Source organism: Streptomyces sp. NPDC015127, from assembly GCF_043080095.1.
Taxonomy (GTDB): domain Bacteria; phylum Actinomycetota; class Actinomycetes; order Streptomycetales; family Streptomycetaceae; genus Streptomyces.
Genome location: NZ_JBIBVE010000006.1, coordinates 25270 through 47299, shown reverse-complemented (window position 1 = coordinate 47299; position 22030 = coordinate 25270). Strand labels below are relative to the sequence as shown.

Below are 22030 nucleotides of genomic sequence, written 5' to 3'. Positions count from 1 at the left end.
AAATCCAGCCCCGCTGGGGGCACCTCCCACGGCCGCCAGGGCCGTAGGGGAGGGCGGGGTGGGGAAACGGCCCCGCGCAGCGGCCCCCCACCCGCCGCGCGCCCACCCCCCGCTCCCTCAGAACGCCGGGCGCTCCGGGTCCAGGGACGCCCGGCCCTCCGTCGGCGACGACGCCTGCGCGAAGTGGCGGCGCGGAATGCGGCCCGCCCGGTACGCCAGCCGCCCCGCCTCCACCGCGTGCCGCATCGCCTCCGCCATCAGCACCGGCTCCTGCGCCCGCGTCACCGCCGACGCCAGCATCACCGCCGCGCACCCCAGCTCCATCGCCAGCGCGGCGTCCGACGCCGTACCCGCGCCCGCGTCCAGGATCACCGGCACGCCCGCCTGCTCGACGATCAGCTGGAAGTTGTGCGGGTTGCGGATGCCGAGCCCGGACCCGATCGGCGAGCCCAGCGGCATGATCGCCGCACAGCCCACGTCCTCGAGCTTCCGCGCCAGCACCGGATCGTCGTTGGTGTAGGGCAGGACCGTGAAGCCGTCGTCGACCAGCGCCTCGGCCGCCTCCAGCAGTTCCACGCCGTCCGGAAGGAGCGTGCGCTCGTCCGCGACGACCTCCAGCTTGATCCAGTCCGTGCCCAGTGCCTCCCGCGCGAGCCGCGCCGTGAGGACGGCCTCGCCCGCGGTGAAACAGCCGGCCGTGTTCGGCAGGACCCGGATGCCCAGCTTGGTCAGGACGGACAGGACGGACCCCTGCACCGTCGGGTCGAGACGGCGCATCGCGACCGTCGTGAGTTCCGTGCCGCTCGCGATCAGCGAGCGTTCCAGTACGTCGAGGCTGGGCGCCCCGCCCGTACCCATGATCAGCCGCGAGGTGAACGTGGTGCCGCCGATGGTGAGACGGTCGTCGGCCATGGTGCTCAGCCTCCCTGCACGGCGGTGAGGATCTCGATGCGGTCGCCGTCGCCGAGCCGGGTGCCCGCCCACTGGCTGCGCGGCACGACGGTCTCGTTGACGGCGGCGGCCACACCCGAGGGGGCCGTCGTGAGCGCCGCCACCACGGCGTCCAGGGTGGTGCTGTCGGCGAGCTCGCGCGCCTCGCCGTTGACGCAGACGTTCATGCGGGCTGCTCCTGTCGTACGCGTGCGCCCGCGGGGGCGAATCTGCGGGGGCTGAACGGGCGGGCGGCGTCGGGCAGTTCGCCGCTGGTGAGCGCCTCCGCCAGCACGTCGCCGGTCACTGGCGTCAGCAGCACGCCGTTGCGGTAGTGGCCGGTCGCGAGCAACAGCCCCGGCAGCTCGGTGAATCCCAGCATCGGTGCGTTGTCGGGGGAGCCGGGCCGCAGTCCGGCGCGCGTCTCGGTCAGCGGCAGTTCGGTGATGCCGGGCACCAGCTCGTGCGCGTCGCGCAGCAGTTCGTAGACGCCGCCCGCGGTGACGGTCGTGTCCCAGCCCAACTCCTCGGTGGTCGCGCCGACCACCAGCTCGCCGTTCTCGCGCGGCACGAGGTAGACATGGCTGCCGCGCACCACCGCACGCACCGTGCGGGACAGGAACGGCGCGTAGGGGCCCGGCACCGTCAGCCGCAGGACCTGGCCCTTCACGGGGCGTACGGGAGGCAGGACGTCGTCCGGCACCCCGCCGAGCCGGCCGCTCAGGCTGCCGCCGGCCAGCACCACCTGGCCGGCGGCGAGCTCGGTGCCGTCGTCCAGGACGGCGCCCGCGGCGCGGTCGTGCACGACCGTCAGCCGCTCCGCCCAGGCGCGGCGGAAGTCCACCCCGGCCCGCTCGCAGGCGACGACGAGCGCCGCGGCCAGCCGCCGCGGATCGATCTGGTGGTCCCCGTCGACGCGCAGACCGCCGCGGACCCCCGGTGCGAGCATGGGCTCCAGGCGACGGCACTCGCGACCGGTCAGCCACTCCGACTCCAGGCCCGAACGGCGTTGCAGGGCATGCAGCTCCCGCAGGTGCGCGCGGTCGTCGGAGTCGAGGGCGACGGCGAGGGTGCCGCACGCGCGGTAGCCCACGGACCGCCCGGTCGCCTCCTCCAGTTCGGCGGCGAACGCCGGGTAGCGGCGGGCCGATTCGAGGTTCAGGCCGAGCAGTGTCTGCTCGCCGTAGTGGAGTTCGGTGACGGCGGCGAGCATGCCGGCCGCGACCCGCGCGGCCCCGCCGCCGGGCTCCGGATCGGCGACGGTCACGCGCAGCCCGCGCTGCGCCGCGCGCCAGGCCGTGACCAGGCCGATGATCCCGCCCCCCACGACAAGGACGTCGGGTGCGTCTGGTGTACGAGACATGGGCGTCCAGCCCCTCCCTTCGCCGGCATGACCCGGATCAGGTTCGTACGGTCGGAGGCCGCCCAGCCTCCCTCTCAGCCCGGTGCGTCCGGGCTCCCGCGAGTGCCTTACGGTGGCCACCCTAACCCCACGCCCAGGCGCGCAGTAAGGGAGCCGCCGTCCCCCGGCGCGGGTGCGCAGGAGGTGGACGCACGTGGCGGCATCGCTCGACGGACTGGTGCTCGCGCCGGTGGCCGACCAGGCCCCGGGCCAGGTCGGTACCAGTACCCGGTTCCTGTACCACGAGGAGCAGGGGCGGATCTGGGCCGAGTACGAGGGCGGTGACGTGGTCCGCGGTCACCTGGTGGGCACGCGCGAGGGCGACCGGCTGGACTTCCGTTATGTCCAGCTGAAGACCGACGGCGGGACGTCCAGCGGCCACTGCCGGTCCACCGTCGTCGAACTCCCCGACGGCCGCGTGCGACTGGAGGAGACCTGGGAGTGGGAGTCGCAGGAGGGCAGCGGGACCAGCGTCGTCGAGCAACTGCTCCCTGATGGTGCGTCAGAAGCTTAAGGTGGCCCGGTGAGCGAGCACACGCAGGAGCAGGCCGGGGACCGGCGACGGGTCGTCGTGGTCGGCGCGGGCATGGCCGGGGTGCAGACCGCGGTCGCCCTGCGCGAACTGGGCTTCACCGGACCGGTGACCCTCATCGGCGCCGAACCGCACCAGCCCTACGACCGGCCGCCGCTCTCCAAGGCGATCCTCCTCGGCACGGCCGAGGGCTCCGCTTTCGACATCGACTTCGACGCACTCGACGTCGACCTGAGGCTCGGCGTCGAGGTGACCGGCGTACGCCCCGAGGCGCACGAGGTGGACACCGAGGCCGGGCCCGTCCCGTACGACGCCCTCGTCCTCGCCATCGGAGCCGAGCCCGTCACCCTGCCGGGAGCCGCGGGCGTCCCCGGCGTCCACCTGCTGCGCACGCTCGACGACGCGGACCGGCTGCGGCCCGTGCTCGCGCGGCAGCACGACATCGTGGTCGTCGGGGCGGGCTGGATCGGCGCGGAGTTCGCCACCGCCGCGCGCGAGGCCGGCTGCGCGGTGACCGTCGTCGAGGCCGCAGACCGCCCGCTGGCCGGGTCCCTGCCCGCCGAGGTCGCGGCGCCCATGGCCCACTGGTACGCCGAGGCCGGGGCCGAGCTGCTCACCGGCGAGCGGGTCGCCGCCGTCGAGGCGGGCACGGTGGTGCTGGCCGGATCGGGGCGCAGGATCGCCGCGGGCGCGGTCGTCGTCGGCATCGGCGCCCGGCCCGCGACCGCCGCCCTCGCGGGCAGCGGCATCGAGCTCGGCCCGGACGGCGCCGTCGTCGCCGACCGCCACCTGCGCACCTCCGCGCCCGATGTCTACGCCGTCGGGGACTGCGCCTCCTACCCCTCGGCCCGCTACGGCACCCGGCTGCTCGTCCACCACTGGGACAACGCGCTGCAGGGGCCGCGCACGGTCGCGGCCAACATCGTCGGGGCCGGACCGGAGCCGCAGGTGTACGACCCGGTGCCGTACTTCTGGTCCGAGCAGTTCGGCCGCTTCGTGCAGTACGCGGGCCACCACCCGGCGGGCGACACGCTGCTGTGGCGCGGCGATCCGGCCACCGACGCAGCGTGGTCGGTGCTGTGGCTGCGGGAGGGCGTGCTGGTCGCCCTGCTCGCCGTCGACAGGCCGCGCGACCTGGCGCAGGGCCGCAGGCTCGTGGCGGCCGGCGCACGGCTGGACCCGGGCCGTGCCGCCGACCCGTCCGTCCCCCTGAAGGCGGCGGCCGCGTAGGCGTCGGCTACCGACTGTCAGTCCCAGATGGCAGGCTTGTTCCTGTGACCGAGATTGACGCAAAAATCGATGCTCTCGTCCCCGCCTGGCTTCACCTGCCGGACATCGCGGAAATGCTCGATGTCGAGGTGACGCGCGTGCGGCAGCTGGTCAAGGAGGGCCAGCTGATCGCCGTCCGTCGTGGTGAGAACAGGACACTGCAGGTGCCTGCCGCTTTCATCGACGGCGACAAGGTGGTCAAGGGTCTCTCCGGGACCCTGACGCTCCTGCGGGACGACGGCTTCACCGACGAAGAGATGCTGGAGTGGCTGTTCACTCCGGACCCGACCCTGCCAGGCACCCCGGCGCAGGCACTGAGCGAGAATCGCGGCACGGAGGTGAAGCGCCGGGCGCAGGCGCTCGCCGTCTGACGCCCGTCCCGACGTCCCGGCCCTGACCGGGACGTCCTCTGTCCCGAACCACCGGAGGCGCGTGGTGCGGGCGGGAGCCGTACGGCCCCTGCCCGCACCCGCGCGCCGCTCATCATCCAGCCTGCGGGGGGGAAGCACCATGTCCACGGCTCGCGAACTGCTCGGCGACGCCCGCCTCTATCTGTGCACCGACGCCCGGAAGCGCCAGGGCGACCTGGCCGAGTTCCTGGACGCCGTGCTCGCCGGCGGCGTCGACATCGTCCAGCTGCGCGACAAGGGCATGGAGGCCGGCGAGGAGCTGGAGCACCTCCAGGTCTTCGCCGACGCCTGCCGGCGCCACGGCAAGCTCCTCGCGGTCAACGACCGGGCGGATGTGGCCCACGCCATCGGCTCGGACGTGCTGCACCTGGGCCAGGGCGACCTGCCCGTCCCCGCGGCGCGGGCGATCATCGGCGACCGGGTGCTCATCGGTCGCTCGACGCACGCGGAGGCCGAGGTGGACGCGGCCGCCGCCGAGACCGGCGTCGACTACTTCTGCACCGGCCCCTGCTGGCCCACTCCCACCAAGCCGGGCCGCTTCGCCCCGGGCCTCGGCCTCGTGCGGTATGCGGCCGCGCTCGGCAGCGACCGGCCCTGGTTCGCGATCGGCGGCATCGACGCGTCCAACCTGGACGAGGTGCTGGACGCGGGGGCCCGCAGGGCCGTCGTCGTACGGGCGATCACCGAGGCCGGTGATCCGGGTGCGGCGGCCGCCGATCTGGCGAAGCGGATCAGGGAGCGCGGCGCCTGACCGGCCGGGACGCGCGGGCGCCGAGAGCCGCCGACACGGCCCCAGGTGTCTCACGAGTGTCCAAGGTGTGGACATGAGACGGGCAAAAGGCGACAAAATCCCCTGATCTGGTTGGGTGACCCGCCCGGCCTGGCTAACCTGCCCGTATGGCCCTCGGCACTGCTTCCACCAGGACGGATCGCGCGCGTACGGTGCGCGACATGCTCGCTACAGGCGAGACGACGTACTCCTTCGAGTTCTTCTCGCCCAAGACGGACAAGGGCGAGCGGAACCTCTGGAACGCGCTGCGCAGGGTCGAGGCGGTCGCGCCCGCCTTCGTCTCCGTCACCTACGGCGCCGGCGGCTCCACCCGGGACGGCACCGTCAAGGCCACCCAGAAGATCGCCGCCGACTCCACCCTCACCCCCGTCGCCCACCTCACCGCCGTCGGCCACTCCGTCGCCGAACTGCGCAACATGATCGGCCAGTTCGCCGACGCGGGCATCCGCAACATCCTCGCGCTGCGCGGCGACCCGCCCGGCGACCCGATGGGAGAGTGGGGCAAGCACCCCGACGGCGTGATGTACGCCGCCGAGCTGGTCCGGCTCATCAAGGAATCCGGCGACTTCTGCGTCGGCGTCGCGGCCTTCCCCGAGATGCACCCGCGCTCCACCGACTGGGACAGCGACATCCGGCACTTCGTCGACAAGTGCCGCGCGGGCGCCGACTACGCCATCACGCAGATGTTCTTCGAGCCCGAGAACTATTTCCGGCTCCGTGACCGCCTCGCCGCGGCCGGCTGCGAGACCCCGATCATCCCCGAGGTCATGCCCGTGACCAGCGTGAAGCAGCTGGAGCGGCTCCCTCAGCTGAGCACCGCCGTCTTCCCCGACGCACTTCGGGACCGGATCCTCTCGGTCAAGGACGACCCGGCCGCTGTACGCTCCATTGGCATCGAGTTCGCAACGGAGTTCTGCGCACGGTTGCTGTCCGAGGGTGTTCCGGGACTGCACTTCATCACGCTCAACAACTCCACGGCGACGCTCGAGATCCACGAGAATCTCGGACTGCACCAGCAGTCGTGACCGGCCACACCCGCCACAACCCCGGGGGGGCGGCCGCAGGAGAGGGGCGGGCATGGGCTGGACGGTCCTCTACATCGCGTTCGGCATCGTCGCGCTGTGGCTGCTCGGTGAGGTGCTGCTGCAGTACAAGGCGCGACTGCGCTGGCGCGTTCTGGCCTTCGTGGGCTTCCTCGGTGTCGTCGTGGGTGTGCTGCTGCCCTCCGTCGTGGTGATCGCGCTCGGCGCGGCCGCCTTCGCCGTCGGCCAGACGTACGTCACCCTCTCCTTCCGGCGCGGCTTCTCCACGGGCTGGGCACTGGGAGGCAGCCCGGGGGCCAGCAGGCGCCGCAGGTCCGCCCCGGTGGCCGCGGAACGCGAGCTGAGCCTGGAGGTCACGGACCTCTCCTACGAGTCGCACGCGGGGCAGGAGCCGCCCGCCCCCGAGCCGCCCGCGGTCTACGAGCCCCAGCCGCTGCCCGACGAAACGGGCCAGTACGGCATCTACACCGAGGGCGCTTACGCGGCCCGCCAGCAGGAACAGAACCAGGACTACGCCCCGTACGGCGCGGAGCAGACCGGCTACGGCGCGTACGACACCTACGGCGACTACGCGCAGCCGCAGCCTCAGCAGGCCGGTCACGAGAGCCCGTACGACTACGGGCAGGGCCAGCAGCAGTACCCCGCCTACTCGGACCCGTACGTCGGCGGCCAGCAGTACGCGGCCTCGTACGGCGGCTACGACGCCTACGGCGCCCAGCAGCAGTACGCCGACCCGTACGCGCAGCCGTACGGCGACACCCCGCCGGGCGGTGTCTGGGTACCCCAGCAGCGCGACGGTGACCAGCAGGTGCCCCCGATGCCGCAGGACGCGCCGTCGCCGTACGGCTACGACGCCGGGTCCGGCCACAGCGAGCAGCAGTACCGCTACTGAGGCGCCCGCGGGGTCCGGCGGTCACGCCGGACCCGCGCTCACTGCGAACCGCGGAACTCCGCGCCCTCCACGATCAGCCCGGCCACCAGGGCGCCCGACATCCCCGCATGCGCCAGCCCGCCGCCGGGATGCGCCCAGCCCCCGGCGACGTACAGACCGGGCAGGCCGCTCGCGTTCGCCGCGGGCAGGAAGGCGCCGGAGGCACCCGCGAGCGCCGGGGCCGGGATCCGGTCCGCGCCCGTGTCGCGGCCGATGTCCTCGGGGCTGCGCACCTCGCGCCACAGGATCCGCTCGCGCAGGTCCGGCACCGCGGCCTCGGCCGCCTCCACCATCCGGTCCGCGGCCTGCTCGGCCGCGTCCGCCCAGGTCTGCCCGCCGTGCACGCCGTTCGGCACGGTGGAGACCAGCGTGGCCGTCTCGTGGTCGCCGTCCGGCCGCAGCAGCGGGTCGTCGGGCCGCAGCACCGTCACCGTCGGCCGAGGACCGACCCGGCCGGCCGTGATCGCCTCCCACTCGGCCGCCGGGTCCGGCGCGTGCACCACCGTGCGGTGCACGGCAGCGGCCTCCCGGCCGCCCCGCAGGGCGAGATGCACGGTCACCCGCCCGGTCCGCACCTTCGGCTGCCAGTGCGGCCACTCGTCGCGGCGGCTCGGCTGCTTGACGTACTCCTCGAACAGGGAGGGCAGCAGCGCGCCGCAGACCACGACATCCGCCTCGACCGGGCCGCCCTGTGCAAGCTCCAGGCCCGCGGCCCGGCCGTCCTTCTCCCGCACGCCCGTCACCTCCGCCCCGAAGACGAACTCCACCTTCCGGGCCAGGCACCGCTCGTACACCGCGTCCGCGAGGACGCGCAGGCCGCCCTTCACGTACCACGAGCCGAAGGTCTGCTCCATGTACGGCAGGACGGCGGCCGACGCGGGCGCGCTCCGCGGATCCAGCCCGTACGCCACGGCATGGCTGCCCAGCAGCGCCGCGAGGCGGGGATCGCGCAGCTCCCACTCGCCGATCTCGCCGAGCGTGCGGGCCGGACGCCGGAAGAGGCCGCGGCGCAGCGCCGGGTAGGGGTCCTGGGCGAGCGGCGAGCGGTCGGCGGGCAGCGGCTCCTCCAGCAGCGGGCGCCGCGAGCGCTCCCAGGTCGCGCGGGCCCGCCCCAGGAACTCGCCCCAGCGCTCACCCGCGCCGGACCCGAGCGCCGTGTCGAGTGCCGAGACGATGCCGGACCGCGACGCATTCGGCAGGGACACGTCCGTGCCGTCGGGGAAGAGGTGCCGGCTCGCCGGATCCACCTGGGTCAGCTCGACGCACCGCTCCAGCGGCTCCTTGCCCGTCTTGACGAACAAGTCCCGCCAGACGGCGGGCAGATGGAGCAGACCGGGGCCGGTGTCGAAGGCGAAGCCGTCGCGCTCGAAGCGGCCCACCGCACCGCCGTGGGTCGCCGACCGCTCGTACACCGTCACCCGGTGGCCCGCCGTGGCCAGCCGGGCGGCAGCCGCCATCGCGCCCATCCCGGCGCCGATCACCGCAATTCGTGCCATGCGGCCGACTTTATCGACCGCCGCCGACACTCACTCCGGTGGCCTGTGGACAACGCCCGCGGCCGCCCTGCGTTTCTCCTCGCGGCGCTGTGCCCTGCGCCGCAGGAAGCGGCGGATCCGCGTGGCCAGGAAGGCCACGGTGACGATGCCGAGCACGAGCAGCGTCCCGGCGACGGCGGCGGCGGCCACCGGGTGGAAGACCGCGAACGTGATGACCCCCGCGACCCCGAGGTCCTCGGCGAGGCTCACGACGACGTTGCTGAACGGCTCGGGCGACGTGTTGACCGCCATCCGCGTACCGGCCTTGACGAGATGGCTCACCAACGCCGTCGAGCCGCCGACCGCGCCCGCCGCGAGCTCCGGCAGCGAACCGCTCTCACCGGCGAGCAGCGCGGCCACGACCGCGCCCGCGACCGGCCGGATCACGGTGTGCACGGAGTCCCATATCGAGTCGACGTACGGGATCTTGTCCGCCACCGCCTCGCATAGGAAGAGCACGCCCGCGGCTACCAGGACGTCGGTGCGCTGCAGCGACGCAGGCACCTCGTCGCTCAGCCCGGTCGCGCCGAAGACGCCCAGCAGCAGGACCACCGCGTAGGCGTTGATCCCGCTGGCCCAGCCGCTGGTGAAGACGAGGGGGAGTACGGACACGGACGCGATCGTAACCAGCCCCCGGCGACGAGGGGTGGGGATGAGCACACAGGGCTGAGTATCCGTACCTAGGTGCCGAGATGAGTACCCGCGCGGATGGGGTCCGACCTGCGCGGACGGAAGAGTGGTGACCACGGGAGGGGCGCGGCGCCGGCACCGACGACACGGGGCTTCGGAACGGCGCGGCACCCCTGCCGGAACGGGGAGAACGCCGGAGAGCCCACGACCACGGGGGAACGACGGGGGACGGGCTCTCCGGACCACGGGGGAAGCAGGGGGAAACAGGGGAACGGGGGACGAGGGGAACGGGGGCACGGGGGACACGGGGGACGAACGCGGGGGCCCGGGCCGGAACATCCGGCCCGGGCCCCCGCGTTCAGTCGCGCCGCCCGCTCACCCGCCCGTGCAACAGCAGCGACAGGGCCCCGTGCACGTCGTCGAGCGACCGCTCCCGCTGGAACGCCTGCCAGTCGAGTGCCGCCACCAGCACCATCCCGACCAGGGCGGCGGCCGTGAGCGGGACGTCGATCTCGTCGCTCAGCTCACCCGCCTCGACGCCCTCCCGCAGCACCCTCTCCACGACGGCCACCGCCTCCTGCCGGACCACGAGCAGCGTGGACTGCCAGGCCCGGTTGGTGCGCCACAGCTCGGCGACGTACAGCTGCGTGAAGGCCGGATAGCGGTCGATGAACACCAGACCGGCCCTGATCATCGCGTCCAGCGCCTCGACCTTGCTGCCTCCGCGCTCGGCCGTCTCGTCCGCCGCCCGCTGCAACGAGGACGTCAGGAGGCCGACGCCGAAGCGGAGCAGCTCCTCGAAGAGCTCGGTCTTGCTCTTGAAGTTGTAGTACACCGTGCCCTTGGCGACCCCGGCGCGCTCGGCGATCTCGTCCACCGTGGTGGCGGAGAACCCCTGCTCGGCGATGAGGGTCACCGCGGCCTCGTAGAGCTTGGCACGCGTCGCCCGGCGTCTGGTGCTCGTGCTGTCCATGACGTCGATTCTCACAGGTCGCGCACCGTCACAGACTCAGCTCGGGGTGCAGCCGGTCGAGTGTCCACACCTGCTTGCGCCGGGCGGAGACCGCGGTGAGCGCGAGGGCGCCCGCGGTGAAGGCGGCGAGCACGACGCTCGCCTGCCACACCGGACCGAGCCCGCCGCCCGTGATGAGCCGGCGCAGCGCCTCCACGACGTAACTCATCGGCAGGAAGGGGTGGATGGCGTTGAAGAACGCCGGGCTCGTCTGGACCGGGTAGGTGCCGCCCGCGCTGGTCAGCTGAAGCATCAGCACCGCGAGGACGAGGATCCGGCCCGCCGCGCCGAAGCGGGCGTTGAGCCACTGGATGATCGCCGCGAAGCAACAGGTGACCAGGGCCAGGAAGGCGACGGTGCCCGCGGCCTGGGCCATCCTCAGGCCGAGCCCCCAGTGCAGCACGGACAGCAGGGCGGCGACCTGGAGCAGACCGATCGCGGCCACCGGCAGCCAGCCGGCCAGCGCGATCCGCCAGGCGGATGCGCCTGCCGCGAGCGCCCGCCGGTTCAGCGGCTGGATGATCATGTACGCGACCATCGAGCCGACCCACAGGGACAGCGGGATGAAGTAAGGGGCGAAGCCGGTGCCGTAGTTGGGCGCCTTGTGCAGCGACTGGGCCGCCAGCTGGACCGGGTCGGCCATGACCTCCGTACGCCGGTCACGGTCCTTCTCGTCGTAGTCCGGGATCTTCGCCACGCCCTCGTTCAGGCCGCCGGCCAGCTCCTTGGAACCGCCGGACAGCCGGAACAGACCGCCGTCCAGGTCGCCCGCGCCCTTCTTGAGCCGGCCCACGCCCGCGTCGAGATCCGAGGAACCGGACTTCGCGCCGGTCAGTCCGGTGTGCAGTGTGTCGGCTCCGCGGGCGACCTTGTGCGCGCCCTTGTTGAGCTCGTTGATCTTGCGGACGGCGTACTCCAGGTCCTCGTCCAGTCGGGGCGAGCGCCTGGCGAGGTCGTCCGCCTGCTTCTCCAGCTTCTTGAGGTGACCGGTCATCGCCTTCAGGTCGCCGTTGTTGTCGGCGACGAGGGCGTTCACGTCGTCGGCGATCGCGGCCACGTCCGCAGCGGTGACCTCGGCGCGCTTCAGGGCGGGGCAGAAGGCGGGGTCGGGGAGCAGGTTCTCCTCGCACCGCGTGCGGTACATCTCGCTCAGCTCGTCGGCCGATGCGTGGGCGAGCCGGGCCTTCTGCGGGGCGTTCCTCGCCAGGAGGTCGAGGTTGTGGCGCACCGCGCGCGAGGAGTCCGCCACCAGCTGGGCCGTGTGACCGATGCTCCTGCCGTTGTCCTTGAGGTACGGACGGACGTCGGCGGCGATGCCGTTGACCTTGTCGGCGAGCTCCTGGGTGCCGGCGGCGACCTGGCGGGCACCGGTCTCCAGCTCGCCCGCGCCCTTGTTCAGCCTGCTGATGCCGCCGGCCAGCTTCCCGCTGCCGTCCTTGGCGTCCTCGAGGCCGTCCGCGAGGTCCTTCGAGCCCTTCTTGGCCTTTCCGACACCGTCCTTCAGCTTGTCGGCGCCCTTGGCCGCATCCTCAGTGGCGTCGTGGATGTCGGAGAACGAGATGAAGATGCGGTCGAGGAAGCCTCGCGAGGCGTTCGTCGACGCGGCCGTGCGTACCTCGGAGAACACTGTCCGGGAGATCTGCCCGACGATGTAGTTGTTGGCGTCGTTCGTACGGACCTGGAGCGCGCCGGTCTCCGGGGAGTCGCCCGAACTGGAGGCGATGCGCTCGCTGAAGTCCTCGGGCATGGTCAGCGACAGGTAGTACGTGCCGTCCTCGACGCCCTCCCGGGCCTCGGCGTCGCTCACCTCGTGCCACTCGAAGACCTCGCTGTCGCGCAGGCCCTCGGTGATCTCGTCACCGGCGGTCACCTTCTTGCCGCCGGCTGTGGCGCCCTTGTCGTCGTTGAGGAGGGCGACGGGGATCTTGTCGAGCCGGCTGTACGGGTCCCAGAAGGACCACAGGTACAGCGCTCCGTACAGCAGCGGCAGCAGCAGTACGGCGACGAGCGCGGCGCGCGGCAGCTTTCCCCTGCCGAAGCGCTTCAGCTCAAGCGCGGCCAGTTTCGGCGATCGCATCGGCCGCCCCCTCCTCGATGGTGTCCTTGTGGTTGCGGCGGCCGGCTCCGTCGGCCTCGGGGGCCTCGCCGGAGTGGTCCGGCCGGTCGGCCTTGCGCGCGTGGGCGGTCTGGTTGGCCGCCGCCGACTGGTCGGCCCCGGCGGTCGCGGGGGGCTGTGTCGGGTCGGCGCCGGCGGTCTGGTTGGCCGCCGCCGGCTCGTCGGCCCCGGCGGCCCCGTCCGGCCGGCCAGGCCGCTCCGCGGCCGCTGTAGCGCCGCCGTGGTCCATCGCGCCGTCGGCGTCTCGCCTGCCGGCGCGGGGCCCGGCCGCCGCGTCGGCGGCCCCTGCTGCCTCAGCGGCATCCGCAGGGGCCGCGGCCGGGGTCGTGCGGAGGACGACGGTCGCGTTCTGCGGGGCCTGGCTGCACACCGCCAGCACAGTCGTGCCGCCCTCGGCGACCTCGCCCAGCAGCGCCCAGGCCGCGGCGCGTTCGTCGTCCGAGAGCTTCATGTCCGTGTCGTCGACGGCGAGCAGCCGGGGGCCGCCGATCAGCGCGAGCGCGACGGACAGGCGCAGCTCCTCCAGTCGCTCCAGGTCGCGTACCGCCGTCCGCTCCTGCTTGGGGAGCGCGGCGAGGTCCAGCCCGGCGGCGGCCAGAGCGCGGTCGATGCGGCCCTGCGCCTCGGCGGCCCGCTCGGCGCGCGGACGCAGCAGGGCCCGCAGCGAGCCGTCGAAGCGGCGCTGGAGCAGGGCGCGCTCGCGAAGGTGCTCGGCGACGGTCAGTGCCGGATCGAGATCGCTGACGCCCGGCACGGGACCGAGCGCGCTGATCCGCCGGACGGCCGCCATCTGGCGCGGCAGCCGCAGCCCGCCGACCTCGGCACGGCCCTCGGAGGGGCGCATCCGGCCGGTGAGCGCGAGCAGCAGGCAGGTGCGTCCGGATCCCGATGGGCCCTCGATCGCGACGAGCGAGCCCGGCGCCGCGTCGATGTCGACCGCCCGGAACGCCCAGCCGCGTGGCCCCCTGAGTCCGAGGCCCTCGGCGGCCACGGCCGCCCCGTGCGGGCTCTGCACGGCCCCCGCCCCCTGATTGCGCACTGTCACCACCATCTTTGAACTGACCAGTCAGTGCAGAAGCTACCCCCGAGCCCTTGATCGACGCAAAGCCGCAGGTCGGAGCGGATTGTCAGTGGTCGCCCTCACGATGGACACATACGGCCACAGCGCCGTCACACGACGACAGGAGGCTCGTCATGGCCAGCCACTCCGTAGCTGCTGCCGCGTCCCGGCGCCGCGCCACCGGCCCTGCCCCCTCACTGACCGGTCCCGCCCACGACGTCCACCCCGTCCTGCGACGGGCCTCGGCACCCCCGCCCGCCCTCGACCTGCTCGCCCAGGCGCGCTCAGGTCTCGAGGAGGCCGCCGCCCTGGACCAGCCGAACGAGCGCTACGCGACGGCGCATCTCGCCGCGCTGCGCACCGCCGCCGCCGTGCTCGCCGCCCGTGGCCGGCCCGAGACCAGCCCCCGGCGCCGACAGCGCATCCGCAGCGCGTGGGAGGTCCTGCCCGAGATAGCGCCCGAGCTGGCCGAGTGGAGCCTGCTCTTCGCCTCCGGAGCCGAGCGCCGGGCCCGTGCCGAGGCCGGGATCAGGGGCGCCGCCAGCGCCCGTGACGCCGACGACCTGCTGCGGGACGCCGCGATGTTCCTGCGCCTGGTCGAGCGGCTGCTCGTGCTGCAGCCGGTGCTGCCCCAGCCGAGGGCCGAGCACCGGCCGCAGCCGTCGTAGCAGTCGCAGCCCCCGGAGCCCCAGGGCCGCCTCAGCCACCTCAGTCACCTCAGCCGCCGCAGGCGGCCGAGCGGGTCGGCGGCCCGGGCCGGGAGGACGCCGTGGGACGAGATGAGACGGAGCGCTGCGCAGCGGGGAGGAGGCAATAGGGTGGATGGCGTCTCACCAGCACATCGCCCGAGGAGTCAACTGCCGTGTCGGACCCTTCCCCTGCCTCCGGTGGGGAGACCCCACCGCGACCCTCCCGTGCCTCGCTGCGCACCGCCGTGGTCTGGGAAGTCCTCAAGGACGCCATCGACCGCCGGGTCAAGGCGGCCGGTGCCGACTCCCTGGATGTCCTCGACACCGGCGGCGGCACCGGTAAGTTCGCGGTGCCCCTCGCCCGCCTCGGCCACCGCGTCACGGTCGTCGACCCCAGCCCGAACGCCTTGTTCGCCCTCGAGCGCCGGGCGGCCGAGGCCGGCGTCGCGGACCGGGTGCGCGGCGTCCAGGGCGATGTCCACGGCGTGTTCGACGTCGTCGAGCGAGGCAGCTTCGACGCGGTGCTGTGCCATGGAGTCCTGGAGTACGTGGACGACCCGGCCGAGGGCGTGCGCAACGCGGTGGACGCCCTGCGTCCGGGCGGTGCGATCAGCCTCCTCGCCGCCGGGCTCGGCGGGGCGGTCCTGTCCCGAGCACTCGCCGGCCACTTCGCCGAGGCGCGCCACGCGCTGAGCGACCCCGACGGGCGATGGGGCGAGGGCGACCCGGTGCCGCGCCGGTTCACCGCCGACCAGCTCACCGAGCTGGTCGCCGGTGCGGGAGCGGAGATCTCCGCGGTCCACGGCGTACGGATCTTCGCCGACCTCGTCCCGGGCGTACTGGTCGACACGGAGCCGGGTGCCCTTGAGGCGCTGCTCAAGCTGGAAGAGGCGGCCGCCGAAGTCGCCGCCTTCCATTCCGTCGCCACCCAGCTGCACGTACTGGGAGAGAAGCGGGGCTGATCAGGGGCGCAGCCGCAGATGGAGTACGCCACAGACCCCCCGATCGTGGGCTCGGCCCCGTATGATCGGGGGACACCGTCCGGCATGACGGATCGGAGGTTGGGGAATCAACGCCTCAGTAACTTCGATCGGGCATGGCGGCCCGGACTGGTTTGGTGAGAGGGCGGGTTTCACGGGGGCGAATCCCTGCCTATCCTGAAAGGGCCGCATACCGGTCGCCCCCGCGACCGACGACGAGGAGGACTCCGTGCCGCTCTCGGAGCACGAGCAGCGAATGCTCGAGCAGATGGAGCGAGCGCTGTACGCCGAAGATCCCAAGTTCGCTACAGCGCTCGAGGGAAGCGGGCTGCGTACGTACACCCGGCGACGGGTCTACCAGGCAGTCGCAGGCTTCCTGGTGGGTATCGCGCTCCTCATGGCCGGAATGGTCGCGCAGCAGATCTGGGTCAGCGTCGTGGGCTTCCTCGTGATGCTCGGCTGCGCGGTTCTCGCGGTCACCGGGTGGCGCAAGGCGCCGAAGCCGGGCGAGCAGCAGGCCGCCGCCGGCGACAGCGGTTCGGCCGGGCGTCGGCAGGCCCACCCGCGAAGGTCGATGATGGACCGGATCGAACAGCGGTGGCAGCGCCGCCGAGACGAGCAACAGGGCCAGTGATCCGGCGGCTGCCGGACCAGAGACAGGAGTGAGGGGCGACGCGTCGAGCGTCGCCCCTCACTCCTGTCTGCTGATCCGGTCGCGGAGGGCCGCGGCCCACGTCCGAGGCGCCGCGCGGGGACGAGCCCCGGACCCCAGGCCCGGAACAGGCGCCGGGTTGGCCATGGCCCGTCCCGGCCCGCCCCACGTGGGCAAGGGCGGCCCCGCTCAGCCGCGTTGCTTCGTCAGGCGGGGGAAGCGCTGGCGCAGGGCTCGGCTGTTCAGGGGCAGGCGGGGGCGCAGTGTCTCCCAGCGGGCCGACAGCGCCCAGACCACCCGTACCGACGACCGGGGCAGCAGCAGCGCCCGCAGCCGGGTCCGGAGGTTCACGCCCTCCCGCAGGCCCTCGCGGATCAGGTGGGCGTCGTCCGCCAGGCCGGTGGCCGGGAGCGGGGCGGGGGCGTACAGGACCTGTTCGACCGCCCGCGCCGTGCGGTGCATCGCCGCCGCCGGCTCGTCCGTCAGCTTGCCCAGCCTGACGATGCGCGCCGCGGCCTTCCTGGGCGTCTGGGACTCGTCGGGCAGGATGCCGAGGTCCCAGGCGGTGTCCGTGATCTCCTGCCAGACCGCCAGTGTCCCCGCCGGATCCTCCACCGGCGCCACGAACCCGGCACCCGCCCGAGCGGGAGCACCGTCCCCGAGGGGATCGACGGCCCCCGAGTCCTTCCCGGCGCCCTTCCCCGGGCTCTTGCGCGTGGACTTTGCGCCGGGCTTCGGCGGGGTCTGGCCCACCGCGCTCAGCCGCCGCGTCCGCGCCATGATCCGCCACAGCAGGGGAATCAGGAGCACCAGCACCACGGCGACGACGCCCAGACCCGTGAAGAGCACCGCCTGCCACGGGAAGCCCTCGTCCGTCCGCTGTTCGACGTCGCGCGGCGCCGCCGCCCCGCACTCGCCGAGGCGGCGCTCGGGCTCGGGGCAGGCGTCCGGGGCGACCGGCTGCGCCGACGGCTGGGCCGTGTCACCGGCCTCCGGCCGGGCCGGGTCCGTCGCACCGCCCGACGGCGCCTCCTCCTGCGCGTACTCCGGCACCGAGCCCCGGCTCGGTGTCGGCTCGAACCTGGTCCAGCCAACGCCCTCGAAGTACAGCTCCGGCCAGGCGTGCGCGTCGCGCAGACCGACCGACATCGTGCCGTCGGACTGCGGACTGCCCGGTGTGAAGCCGACCGCGACCCGCGCCGGGATGCCCAGCGTCCGGGCCATCGCGGCCATCGAGAACGAGAAGTGGACGCAGAAGCCCTGCTTGTCCTTGAGGAAGCGGCTGATCGCGGCGACGCCCGTGCCCGAACGCACCTGCGTGTTGTAGGTGAAGCCGCCGTCCTCGGCGAACCACTCCTGCAGCTTCGTCGCCCGCTCGAAGTCGTTCGCGGAGCCCCGGGTCACCCGCAGGGCCGTCTCCTCGACCGACTCCGGCAGGACGTCGGGCACGCGGGTGTACTCGAGCTTGAGCTCGGACGGCGGTGCCATCGCCTGCGCGAGCTGCTCCCGTGTGGGCCGTATGACCAGGCTGTTCACCGAGTACTGCACGCCGCCCGTGGTCTGGCCGCGGTCGCCGACCAGGGTCCGCCCCGCCGGCTCGTAACGCCAGCGTCCGTCGATGGCGACCTTCGTCGCCGGGTAGGGCATCGGCAGCCAGCTCTGCTTGTACGAACCCGCGGCTGACAGATTCGTCTTGATCTCGGTGACGCCGACCGCCGGACTCAGGCCGTCCGGCTCCGGCAGCCGCTCCGGCACGCCCTGCACCTTGCGCTCGGAGGAACGCCATGCGGTGCCGTCGAAGCGGTCGAGGGCGACGATGCGCAGGTACATGCCCTGGGTGTCGGGCGCGTTGGTCCGGTAGCGCAGGACCTCGCGGTTCTGCGGCTGGTTGAGGCTGTCCTGGAGCGAGACCAGCGGATTGACCGCGGAGATCGTGCCGCCGCCGCCCCCGCCCTGGCCCGCACCGCCGCCCGTCCCGCCGAACAGGCCGCCGTCCAGGGCGGGCAGCACCGCCGGTACGGCCAGAGCCACGCCGAGGGCGACCACGCCGATGCGCCGGCCGGTGCGGACCGGGGCATGCGCCGCCCCGCCCGGCTCGAACCCGCCGGCCGCCCGCGACGCGCCCGGCGGTGGCCCGCCGAACACACGGCCCCACTGGGAGAGCCTGTCGCGGCCCTCGGCGAGCAGGAGCAGCAGATAGCCGGAGGCGGCCAGCAGGAACCAGAGCCAGCCCGCTCCGCCGTCGGAGAGACCCGCCGCCACCGTGTAGAGCGCGAGCAGCGGCAGACCGGCCGGTGCCGCGCTGCGGTACGTGACGGCCAGCGCGTCCACCGCCAAACCGATCAGCAGCACCCCGCCGATGAGCATCAGCCGGATGCCGTCGGTGGCCGGCGCGGGGATCGCGTACCGGCCGACGTCGTCGTAGCCCGCGTTGAACAGCTGTCCGAAGTGGGCGAACGCCTCCGGGCCCGGAATCAGCCAGAGCACCGCCGAGTCGCGGACGAACACCACGGTGAGCGCCAGCAGGGTGACCAGCGCCTGCGCGCCGATCGTCAGCGCCCCGGCCAGCGGCACCCGCCGGGCCAGCGCGCCGACGCCGCTCTGCAGCGCCAGCAGGAACGCCGCCTGCAGCATCCAGCCGGCCGGATCGACCAGCGGCAGCAGCGCTCCCGCCGCCATCAGCGTGGCGGCGTAGGAGCACAGGGCGAGCCTCGCCCGACCGCTCATGACCAACCCCCCGAGAACCCGTTCGTACCACCGGGAGCCTGGGTGCGCTCCCGGCCCGCCTGCTGCCACAGATCCGTCAGCGGTGTGCCCGGAGGCACGGACAGCGCCGTCCAGCCCGCCTCGCGCAGCTGCCGCAGCCGCTCGTCGACCGCGCCCGTCACGGCGCCACCGGTGACCCATGTCCCGCTGTCCAGCACGAAGGCGACCGCGGAGCCGCTGCGCTGCCGCATCCGGGCCGCGAGCGCCGCCTGCTCCTCGTCGAGGTCGCCGAAGAAGGCGACGAGCAGCCCTTCGTTCCCGCCGCCGGTGCCGCCGCGCAGGACATCGATCGCGCGGGACAGGCCCGCCCCGTCGGAGTGGTCGACAACCGCGAGCGTGTCGAGCATCAGGCCCGCGGAGTCCGCGGACTCCTGCGAGCCGGCGAAGCCCTCGGCTCCCGTGCCCGGCACCGAGGTGCCCGTGTCGGTCAGCAGCCGGACCGCGAAGCCGCGCTCCAGGAGGTGCACCAGGGCCGAAGCGGCTGCCGAGACGGCCCACTCGAAGGCCGAGTCCGGGCCGGCGCCCTGGTAGGCGACCCCTCGGGTGTCCAGCAGGACCGTGCACCGCGCGCGCTGGGGCTGCTCCTCGCGCCGGACCATCAGCTCGCCGTAGCGCGCGGTCGAGCGCCAGTGGACCCGTCGCAGGTCGTCCCCGTAGCGGTAGGCGCGCGGGATGATGTCGTCGTCACCGGCTAGCGCCAGCGTGCGCTGGCGGCCGTCGCCGTAGCCCGACGCCTCGCCGGCCAGCCGCACGGCGGGCAGGACCTCGGTGCGCGGGATGACGGTGAGGATGTCGTACGCGCTGAAGGAACGGGTCAGTTCGCACATGCCGAACGGGTCGCTCAGGCGCAGCTGCAGCGGGCCGAGCGGATACCGGCCGCGCAGGTCCGACCGCACCCGGTAGGACACCTCGCGCCGGCCGCCCGCCTCCACCCGGTCCAGCACGAACCGCGGCCGGGGGCCGAGCACGTACGGCACGTGGTCCTGGAGCATCAGCAGTCCGGTGGGCATTCGCGACACGTTGTCCATGCGCAGATGCACGCGCGCCTCCGAGCCGGCGGGCACCCGCGAGGGGGACAGCCGCCGGCTCGCCGCGACCCGGTAGCGGGTGCGGTACAGCACGGCGACGCAGATCAGCGGGAGGACGGCGAGGAGCAGTCCGACCCGCAGCAAGTCGCTCTGGCCCAGCACGTACGCGCAGGCCGCGGCGGCCACTCCGGCGGCGAGGAACGAGCGGCCGCGCGTCGTGAGCCCGCCGAGCGCGGCCCGTACTCCGCCCTTGTCCTCGCCCTCCGGGCCCGGGGGAGCGGCGGGCCGTGCGGCGGACATCACAGCCGCCGGGCGCCGGGCTGCTGCCCGTACAGCGGCTGCTGACCCTGCGGGCCCGTCAGGTAGGCGCCGTCGGCGCTGCCGGTGGTGGGCACGGGGGTGCGCTGGACGATGTCCAGGACGACCTGCTCGGCGGTGCGCCGGGCCAGCTGGGCCTGCGCGGTGGGCAGCAGACGGTGGGCGAGCACCTGCACGGCGAGCGCCTGGACGTCGTCCGGCAGGGCGTACTCGCGGCCGCTGAGGGCCGCGGACGCCTTGGCGGCGCGCAGCAGATGCAGGGTGGCGCGCGGGGAGGCGCCGAGCCTCAGGTCGGGGTGGCTGCGGGTGGCCGAGACGAGGTCCACCGCGTACCTGCGGACGGACTCGGCGACGTGCACCGCGCGCACGGCATCGATCAGCTTCACGATGTCGTGGGCGTGCGCCACCGGCTGGAGGTCGTCGAGCGGCGAGACGCCGCCGTGCACGTCGAGCATCTGCAGCTCGGCGGCCGCGCTCGGGTACCCGATGGACACGCGCGCCATGAAGCGGTCGCGCTGGGCCTCCGGCAGCGGATAGGTGCCCTCCATCTCCACCGGGTTCTGCGTGGCGACCACCATGAACGGGTCGGGCAGCTCGTAGCTGTGCCCGTCGATAGTGACCTGGCGCTCCTCCATGGACTCCAGCAGCGCGGACTGGGTCTTGGGCGAGGCGCGGTTGATCTCGTCGCCGATCACGATCTGCGCGAAGATCGCGCCCGGCTTGAACTCGAACTCGCGCCGCTGCTGGTCGAAGATCGACACACCGGTGATGTCCGAGGGCAGCAGGTCCGGCGTGAACTGGATGCGCCGCACCGAGCAGTCGATGGAACGCGCCAGCGCCTTGGCCAGCATCGTCTTGCCCACGCCGGGGACATCCTCGATGAGCAGATGTCCCTCGGCGAGCAGCACTGTCAGCGAAAGCCGTACGACCTCAGGCTTGCCCTCGATCACGCTCTCCACCGACCTGCGGACACGCTCCGCCGTCGTGGTCAGATCCGTGAGGCTCGCTCGATCGTCATAGGTCGTCACCCGGCCCTCCTCGGCCCGTTCATAGGGCCTGTGCGCATGAGACGACACGGCCCACCCCGAAACACGACACCGTCCCCGGAGGTTCCGGATGGCGTCACACCCGCATTCTTGTTGGCGTCACCACGTCGTGTCACTTGCCTGTGGACAACTGAGAGGGATATGCCGGGGTTGACCCATTTATCGGGTGGCCGAGCGGTCACTCAGCAGGGTCGATCTCCCTCAGCAGGCCCGTCGTGACGTCGAAGACGAAGCCACGGACGTCGTCCGTGTGCAGCAGGAACGGCGAGGTCCGCACCCGCTGCATCGACTGGCGCACGTCCTGGTCGACGTCGCGGAACGCCTCGACCGCCCACGCCGGCCGCTGGCCGACCTCCTCCTCCAGCTCGATCCGGAAGTCCTCGGTGAGGCTCTCCAGACCGCAGCCGGTGTGGTGGACGAGTATCACGCTGCGGGTGCCGAGGGCGCGCTGGCTGATGGTGAGCGAGCGGATGACGTCGTCGGTGACGACGCCGCCGGCGTTGCGGATGGTGTGGCAGTCGCCGAGTTCCAGTCCGAGCGCCGCGTGCAGGTCGAGCCGGGCGTCCATGCAGGCCACCACGGCGACCTGGAGGACGGGGCGGGCGTCCATTCCGGGGTCCCGGAAGTCGGCGGCATAGCGCTCGTTGGCCTCGACGAGGCGGTCGGTGACGGTTCCGCCGGTGCGGACGGCCTCGGCGGGGGACTGCTGAGCAGAAGTCGACATGGCTCGAAGGTAACGGTCACGGGGGGTGCGGGCCCGCTGTGAGGACGGACAAAGAACGTCAACGCGCCTTGTTGTGAGGTAACCCACAAGCGTGGCATCGAGGCCGGTGCGACGCGCTGCCCGGTTGATTGACCGGCCGTACCAGTGGACTAAAGTGACGCGCAGTT

Annotated in this window: 21 protein-coding genes and 1 riboswitch; of the genes, 9 read left to right on the top strand and 12 right to left on the bottom strand. The window is 73.2% G+C overall.

The features are described 5' to 3' along the window. Positions 1 to 117: 117 nt before the first annotated feature. The 3 genes from ACF08N_RS13450 to thiO form a co-directional block, all read right to left on the bottom strand. Positions 118 to 912 (bottom strand): thiazole synthase, encoded by a 795-nt coding sequence (locus tag ACF08N_RS13450; RefSeq protein WP_392324736.1) that lies wholly within the window; start codon positions 910 to 912, stop codon positions 118 to 120. A gap of 5 nt (positions 913 to 917) precedes the next feature. Beyond that, positions 918 to 1118 (bottom strand): sulfur carrier protein ThiS, encoded by a 201-nt coding sequence (gene thiS, locus ACF08N_RS13445; RefSeq protein WP_392324735.1) that lies wholly within the window; start codon positions 1116 to 1118, stop codon positions 918 to 920. After that, a complete protein-coding gene (gene thiO / locus ACF08N_RS13440; protein ID WP_392324734.1) occupies positions 1115 to 2293 on the bottom strand; it encodes a glycine oxidase ThiO in 1179 nt (392 codons plus the stop codon). Before thiO ends, thiS begins: the two co-directional genes overlap by 4 nt. Beyond that, positions 2291 to 2403, bottom strand: a riboswitch (TPP riboswitch). It overlaps the preceding gene by 3 nt. A gap of 83 nt (positions 2404 to 2486) precedes the next feature. Here thiO and ACF08N_RS13435 point away from each other — a divergent pair. The 6 genes from ACF08N_RS13435 to ACF08N_RS13410 all read left to right on the top strand — a co-directional run bounded on the left by ACF08N_RS13435 (position 2487) and on the right by ACF08N_RS13410 (position 7268). Then, positions 2487 to 2846, top strand: a complete 360-nt coding sequence (locus ACF08N_RS13435; RefSeq protein WP_392324733.1) for a hypothetical protein — start codon at positions 2487 to 2489, stop codon at positions 2844 to 2846. A 72-nt stretch (positions 2847 to 2918) separates the two neighbouring features. Then, positions 2919 to 4094: an NAD(P)/FAD-dependent oxidoreductase gene (locus ACF08N_RS13430; protein WP_392325048.1), complete on the top strand. Its 1176-nt coding sequence runs from the start codon at positions 2919 to 2921 to the stop codon at positions 4092 to 4094. A 44-nt stretch (positions 4095 to 4138) separates the two neighbouring features. Further along, a complete protein-coding gene (locus ACF08N_RS13425; protein ID WP_392324732.1) occupies positions 4139 to 4504 on the top strand; it encodes an Rv2175c family DNA-binding protein in 366 nt (121 codons plus the stop codon). A 139-nt stretch (positions 4505 to 4643) separates the two neighbouring features. Next, on the top strand, positions 4644 to 5294 hold the full coding sequence (gene thiE / locus ACF08N_RS13420; RefSeq protein ID WP_392324731.1) for a thiamine phosphate synthase: 651 nt from the start codon (positions 4644 to 4646) through the stop codon (positions 5292 to 5294). A 146-nt stretch (positions 5295 to 5440) separates the two neighbouring features. Continuing rightward, a complete protein-coding gene (metF, locus tag ACF08N_RS13415; protein ID WP_392324730.1) occupies positions 5441 to 6358 on the top strand; it encodes a methylenetetrahydrofolate reductase [NAD(P)H] in 918 nt (305 codons plus the stop codon). Between the two features lie 52 nt (positions 6359 to 6410). Then, entirely contained in the window at positions 6411 to 7268 is an 858-nt protein-coding gene (locus tag ACF08N_RS13410; RefSeq protein WP_392324729.1) for a hypothetical protein, read from the top strand. Positions 7269 to 7306: 38 nt separating this feature from the next. Here ACF08N_RS13410 and ACF08N_RS13405 read toward each other — a convergent pair whose 3' ends face one another. From ACF08N_RS13405 to ACF08N_RS13385, 5 genes are all read right to left on the bottom strand, one after another. Beyond that, entirely contained in the window at positions 7307 to 8803 is a 1497-nt protein-coding gene (locus tag ACF08N_RS13405) for a phytoene desaturase family protein (protein WP_392324728.1), read from the bottom strand. Between the two features lie 30 nt (positions 8804 to 8833). Then, complete coding sequence (locus ACF08N_RS13400; RefSeq protein ID WP_392324727.1) at positions 8834 to 9454, bottom strand: DUF4126 domain-containing protein; 621 nt, start codon at positions 9452 to 9454, stop codon at positions 8834 to 8836. 376 nt (positions 9455 to 9830) lie between these two features. After that, a complete protein-coding gene (locus ACF08N_RS13395; RefSeq protein ID WP_392324726.1) occupies positions 9831 to 10445 on the bottom strand; it encodes a TetR/AcrR family transcriptional regulator in 615 nt (204 codons plus the stop codon). 28 nt (positions 10446 to 10473) lie between these two features. Then, entirely contained in the window at positions 10474 to 12561 is a 2088-nt protein-coding gene (locus ACF08N_RS13390; protein WP_392324725.1) for a YhgE/Pip family protein, read from the bottom strand. After that, positions 12533 to 13615, bottom strand: a complete 1083-nt coding sequence (locus tag ACF08N_RS13385; protein ID WP_392324724.1) for an ATP-binding cassette domain-containing protein — start codon at positions 13613 to 13615, stop codon at positions 12533 to 12535. The genes ACF08N_RS13390 and ACF08N_RS13385 overlap by 29 nt, the downstream gene beginning before the upstream one ends. A gap of 179 nt (positions 13616 to 13794) precedes the next feature. Between ACF08N_RS13385 and ACF08N_RS13380 the strand changes: the two genes are divergently transcribed. The 3 genes from ACF08N_RS13380 to ACF08N_RS13370 all read left to right on the top strand — a co-directional run bounded on the left by ACF08N_RS13380 (position 13795) and on the right by ACF08N_RS13370 (position 15963). Beyond that, entirely contained in the window at positions 13795 to 14328 is a 534-nt protein-coding gene (locus tag ACF08N_RS13380) for an SAV_6107 family HEPN domain-containing protein (protein ID WP_392324723.1), read from the top strand. Between the two features lie 266 nt (positions 14329 to 14594). Continuing rightward, on the top strand, positions 14595 to 15311 hold the full coding sequence (locus ACF08N_RS13375) for a class I SAM-dependent methyltransferase (protein ID WP_392325047.1): 717 nt from the start codon (positions 14595 to 14597) through the stop codon (positions 15309 to 15311). A 247-nt stretch (positions 15312 to 15558) separates the two neighbouring features. Beyond that, complete coding sequence (locus tag ACF08N_RS13370) at positions 15559 to 15963, top strand: DUF3040 domain-containing protein (RefSeq protein ID WP_392324722.1); 405 nt, start codon at positions 15559 to 15561, stop codon at positions 15961 to 15963. A 207-nt stretch (positions 15964 to 16170) separates the two neighbouring features. Here the strand turns inward: ACF08N_RS13370 and ACF08N_RS13365 are convergent, their stop codons facing one another. From ACF08N_RS13365 to ACF08N_RS13350, 4 genes are all read right to left on the bottom strand, one after another. Then, on the bottom strand, positions 16171 to 18708 hold the full coding sequence (locus tag ACF08N_RS13365; RefSeq protein ID WP_392324721.1) for a DUF3488 and DUF4129 domain-containing transglutaminase family protein: 2538 nt from the start codon (positions 18706 to 18708) through the stop codon (positions 16171 to 16173). Next, the gene (locus ACF08N_RS13360) at positions 18705 to 20075 is read right to left on the bottom strand and encodes a DUF58 domain-containing protein (protein ID WP_392324720.1); all 1371 of its coding nucleotides are present in this window, start codon (positions 20073 to 20075) and stop codon (positions 18705 to 18707) included. Before ACF08N_RS13360 ends, ACF08N_RS13365 begins: the two co-directional genes overlap by 4 nt. Continuing rightward, positions 20075 to 21121: an AAA family ATPase gene (locus tag ACF08N_RS13355; RefSeq protein WP_392324719.1), complete on the bottom strand. Its 1047-nt coding sequence runs from the start codon at positions 21119 to 21121 to the stop codon at positions 20075 to 20077. The genes ACF08N_RS13360 and ACF08N_RS13355 overlap by 1 nt, the downstream gene beginning before the upstream one ends. A gap of 196 nt (positions 21122 to 21317) precedes the next feature. Beyond that, entirely contained in the window at positions 21318 to 21863 is a 546-nt protein-coding gene (locus ACF08N_RS13350) for a beta-class carbonic anhydrase (protein WP_392324718.1), read from the bottom strand. Between the last annotated feature and the right edge of the window lie 167 nt (positions 21864 to 22030).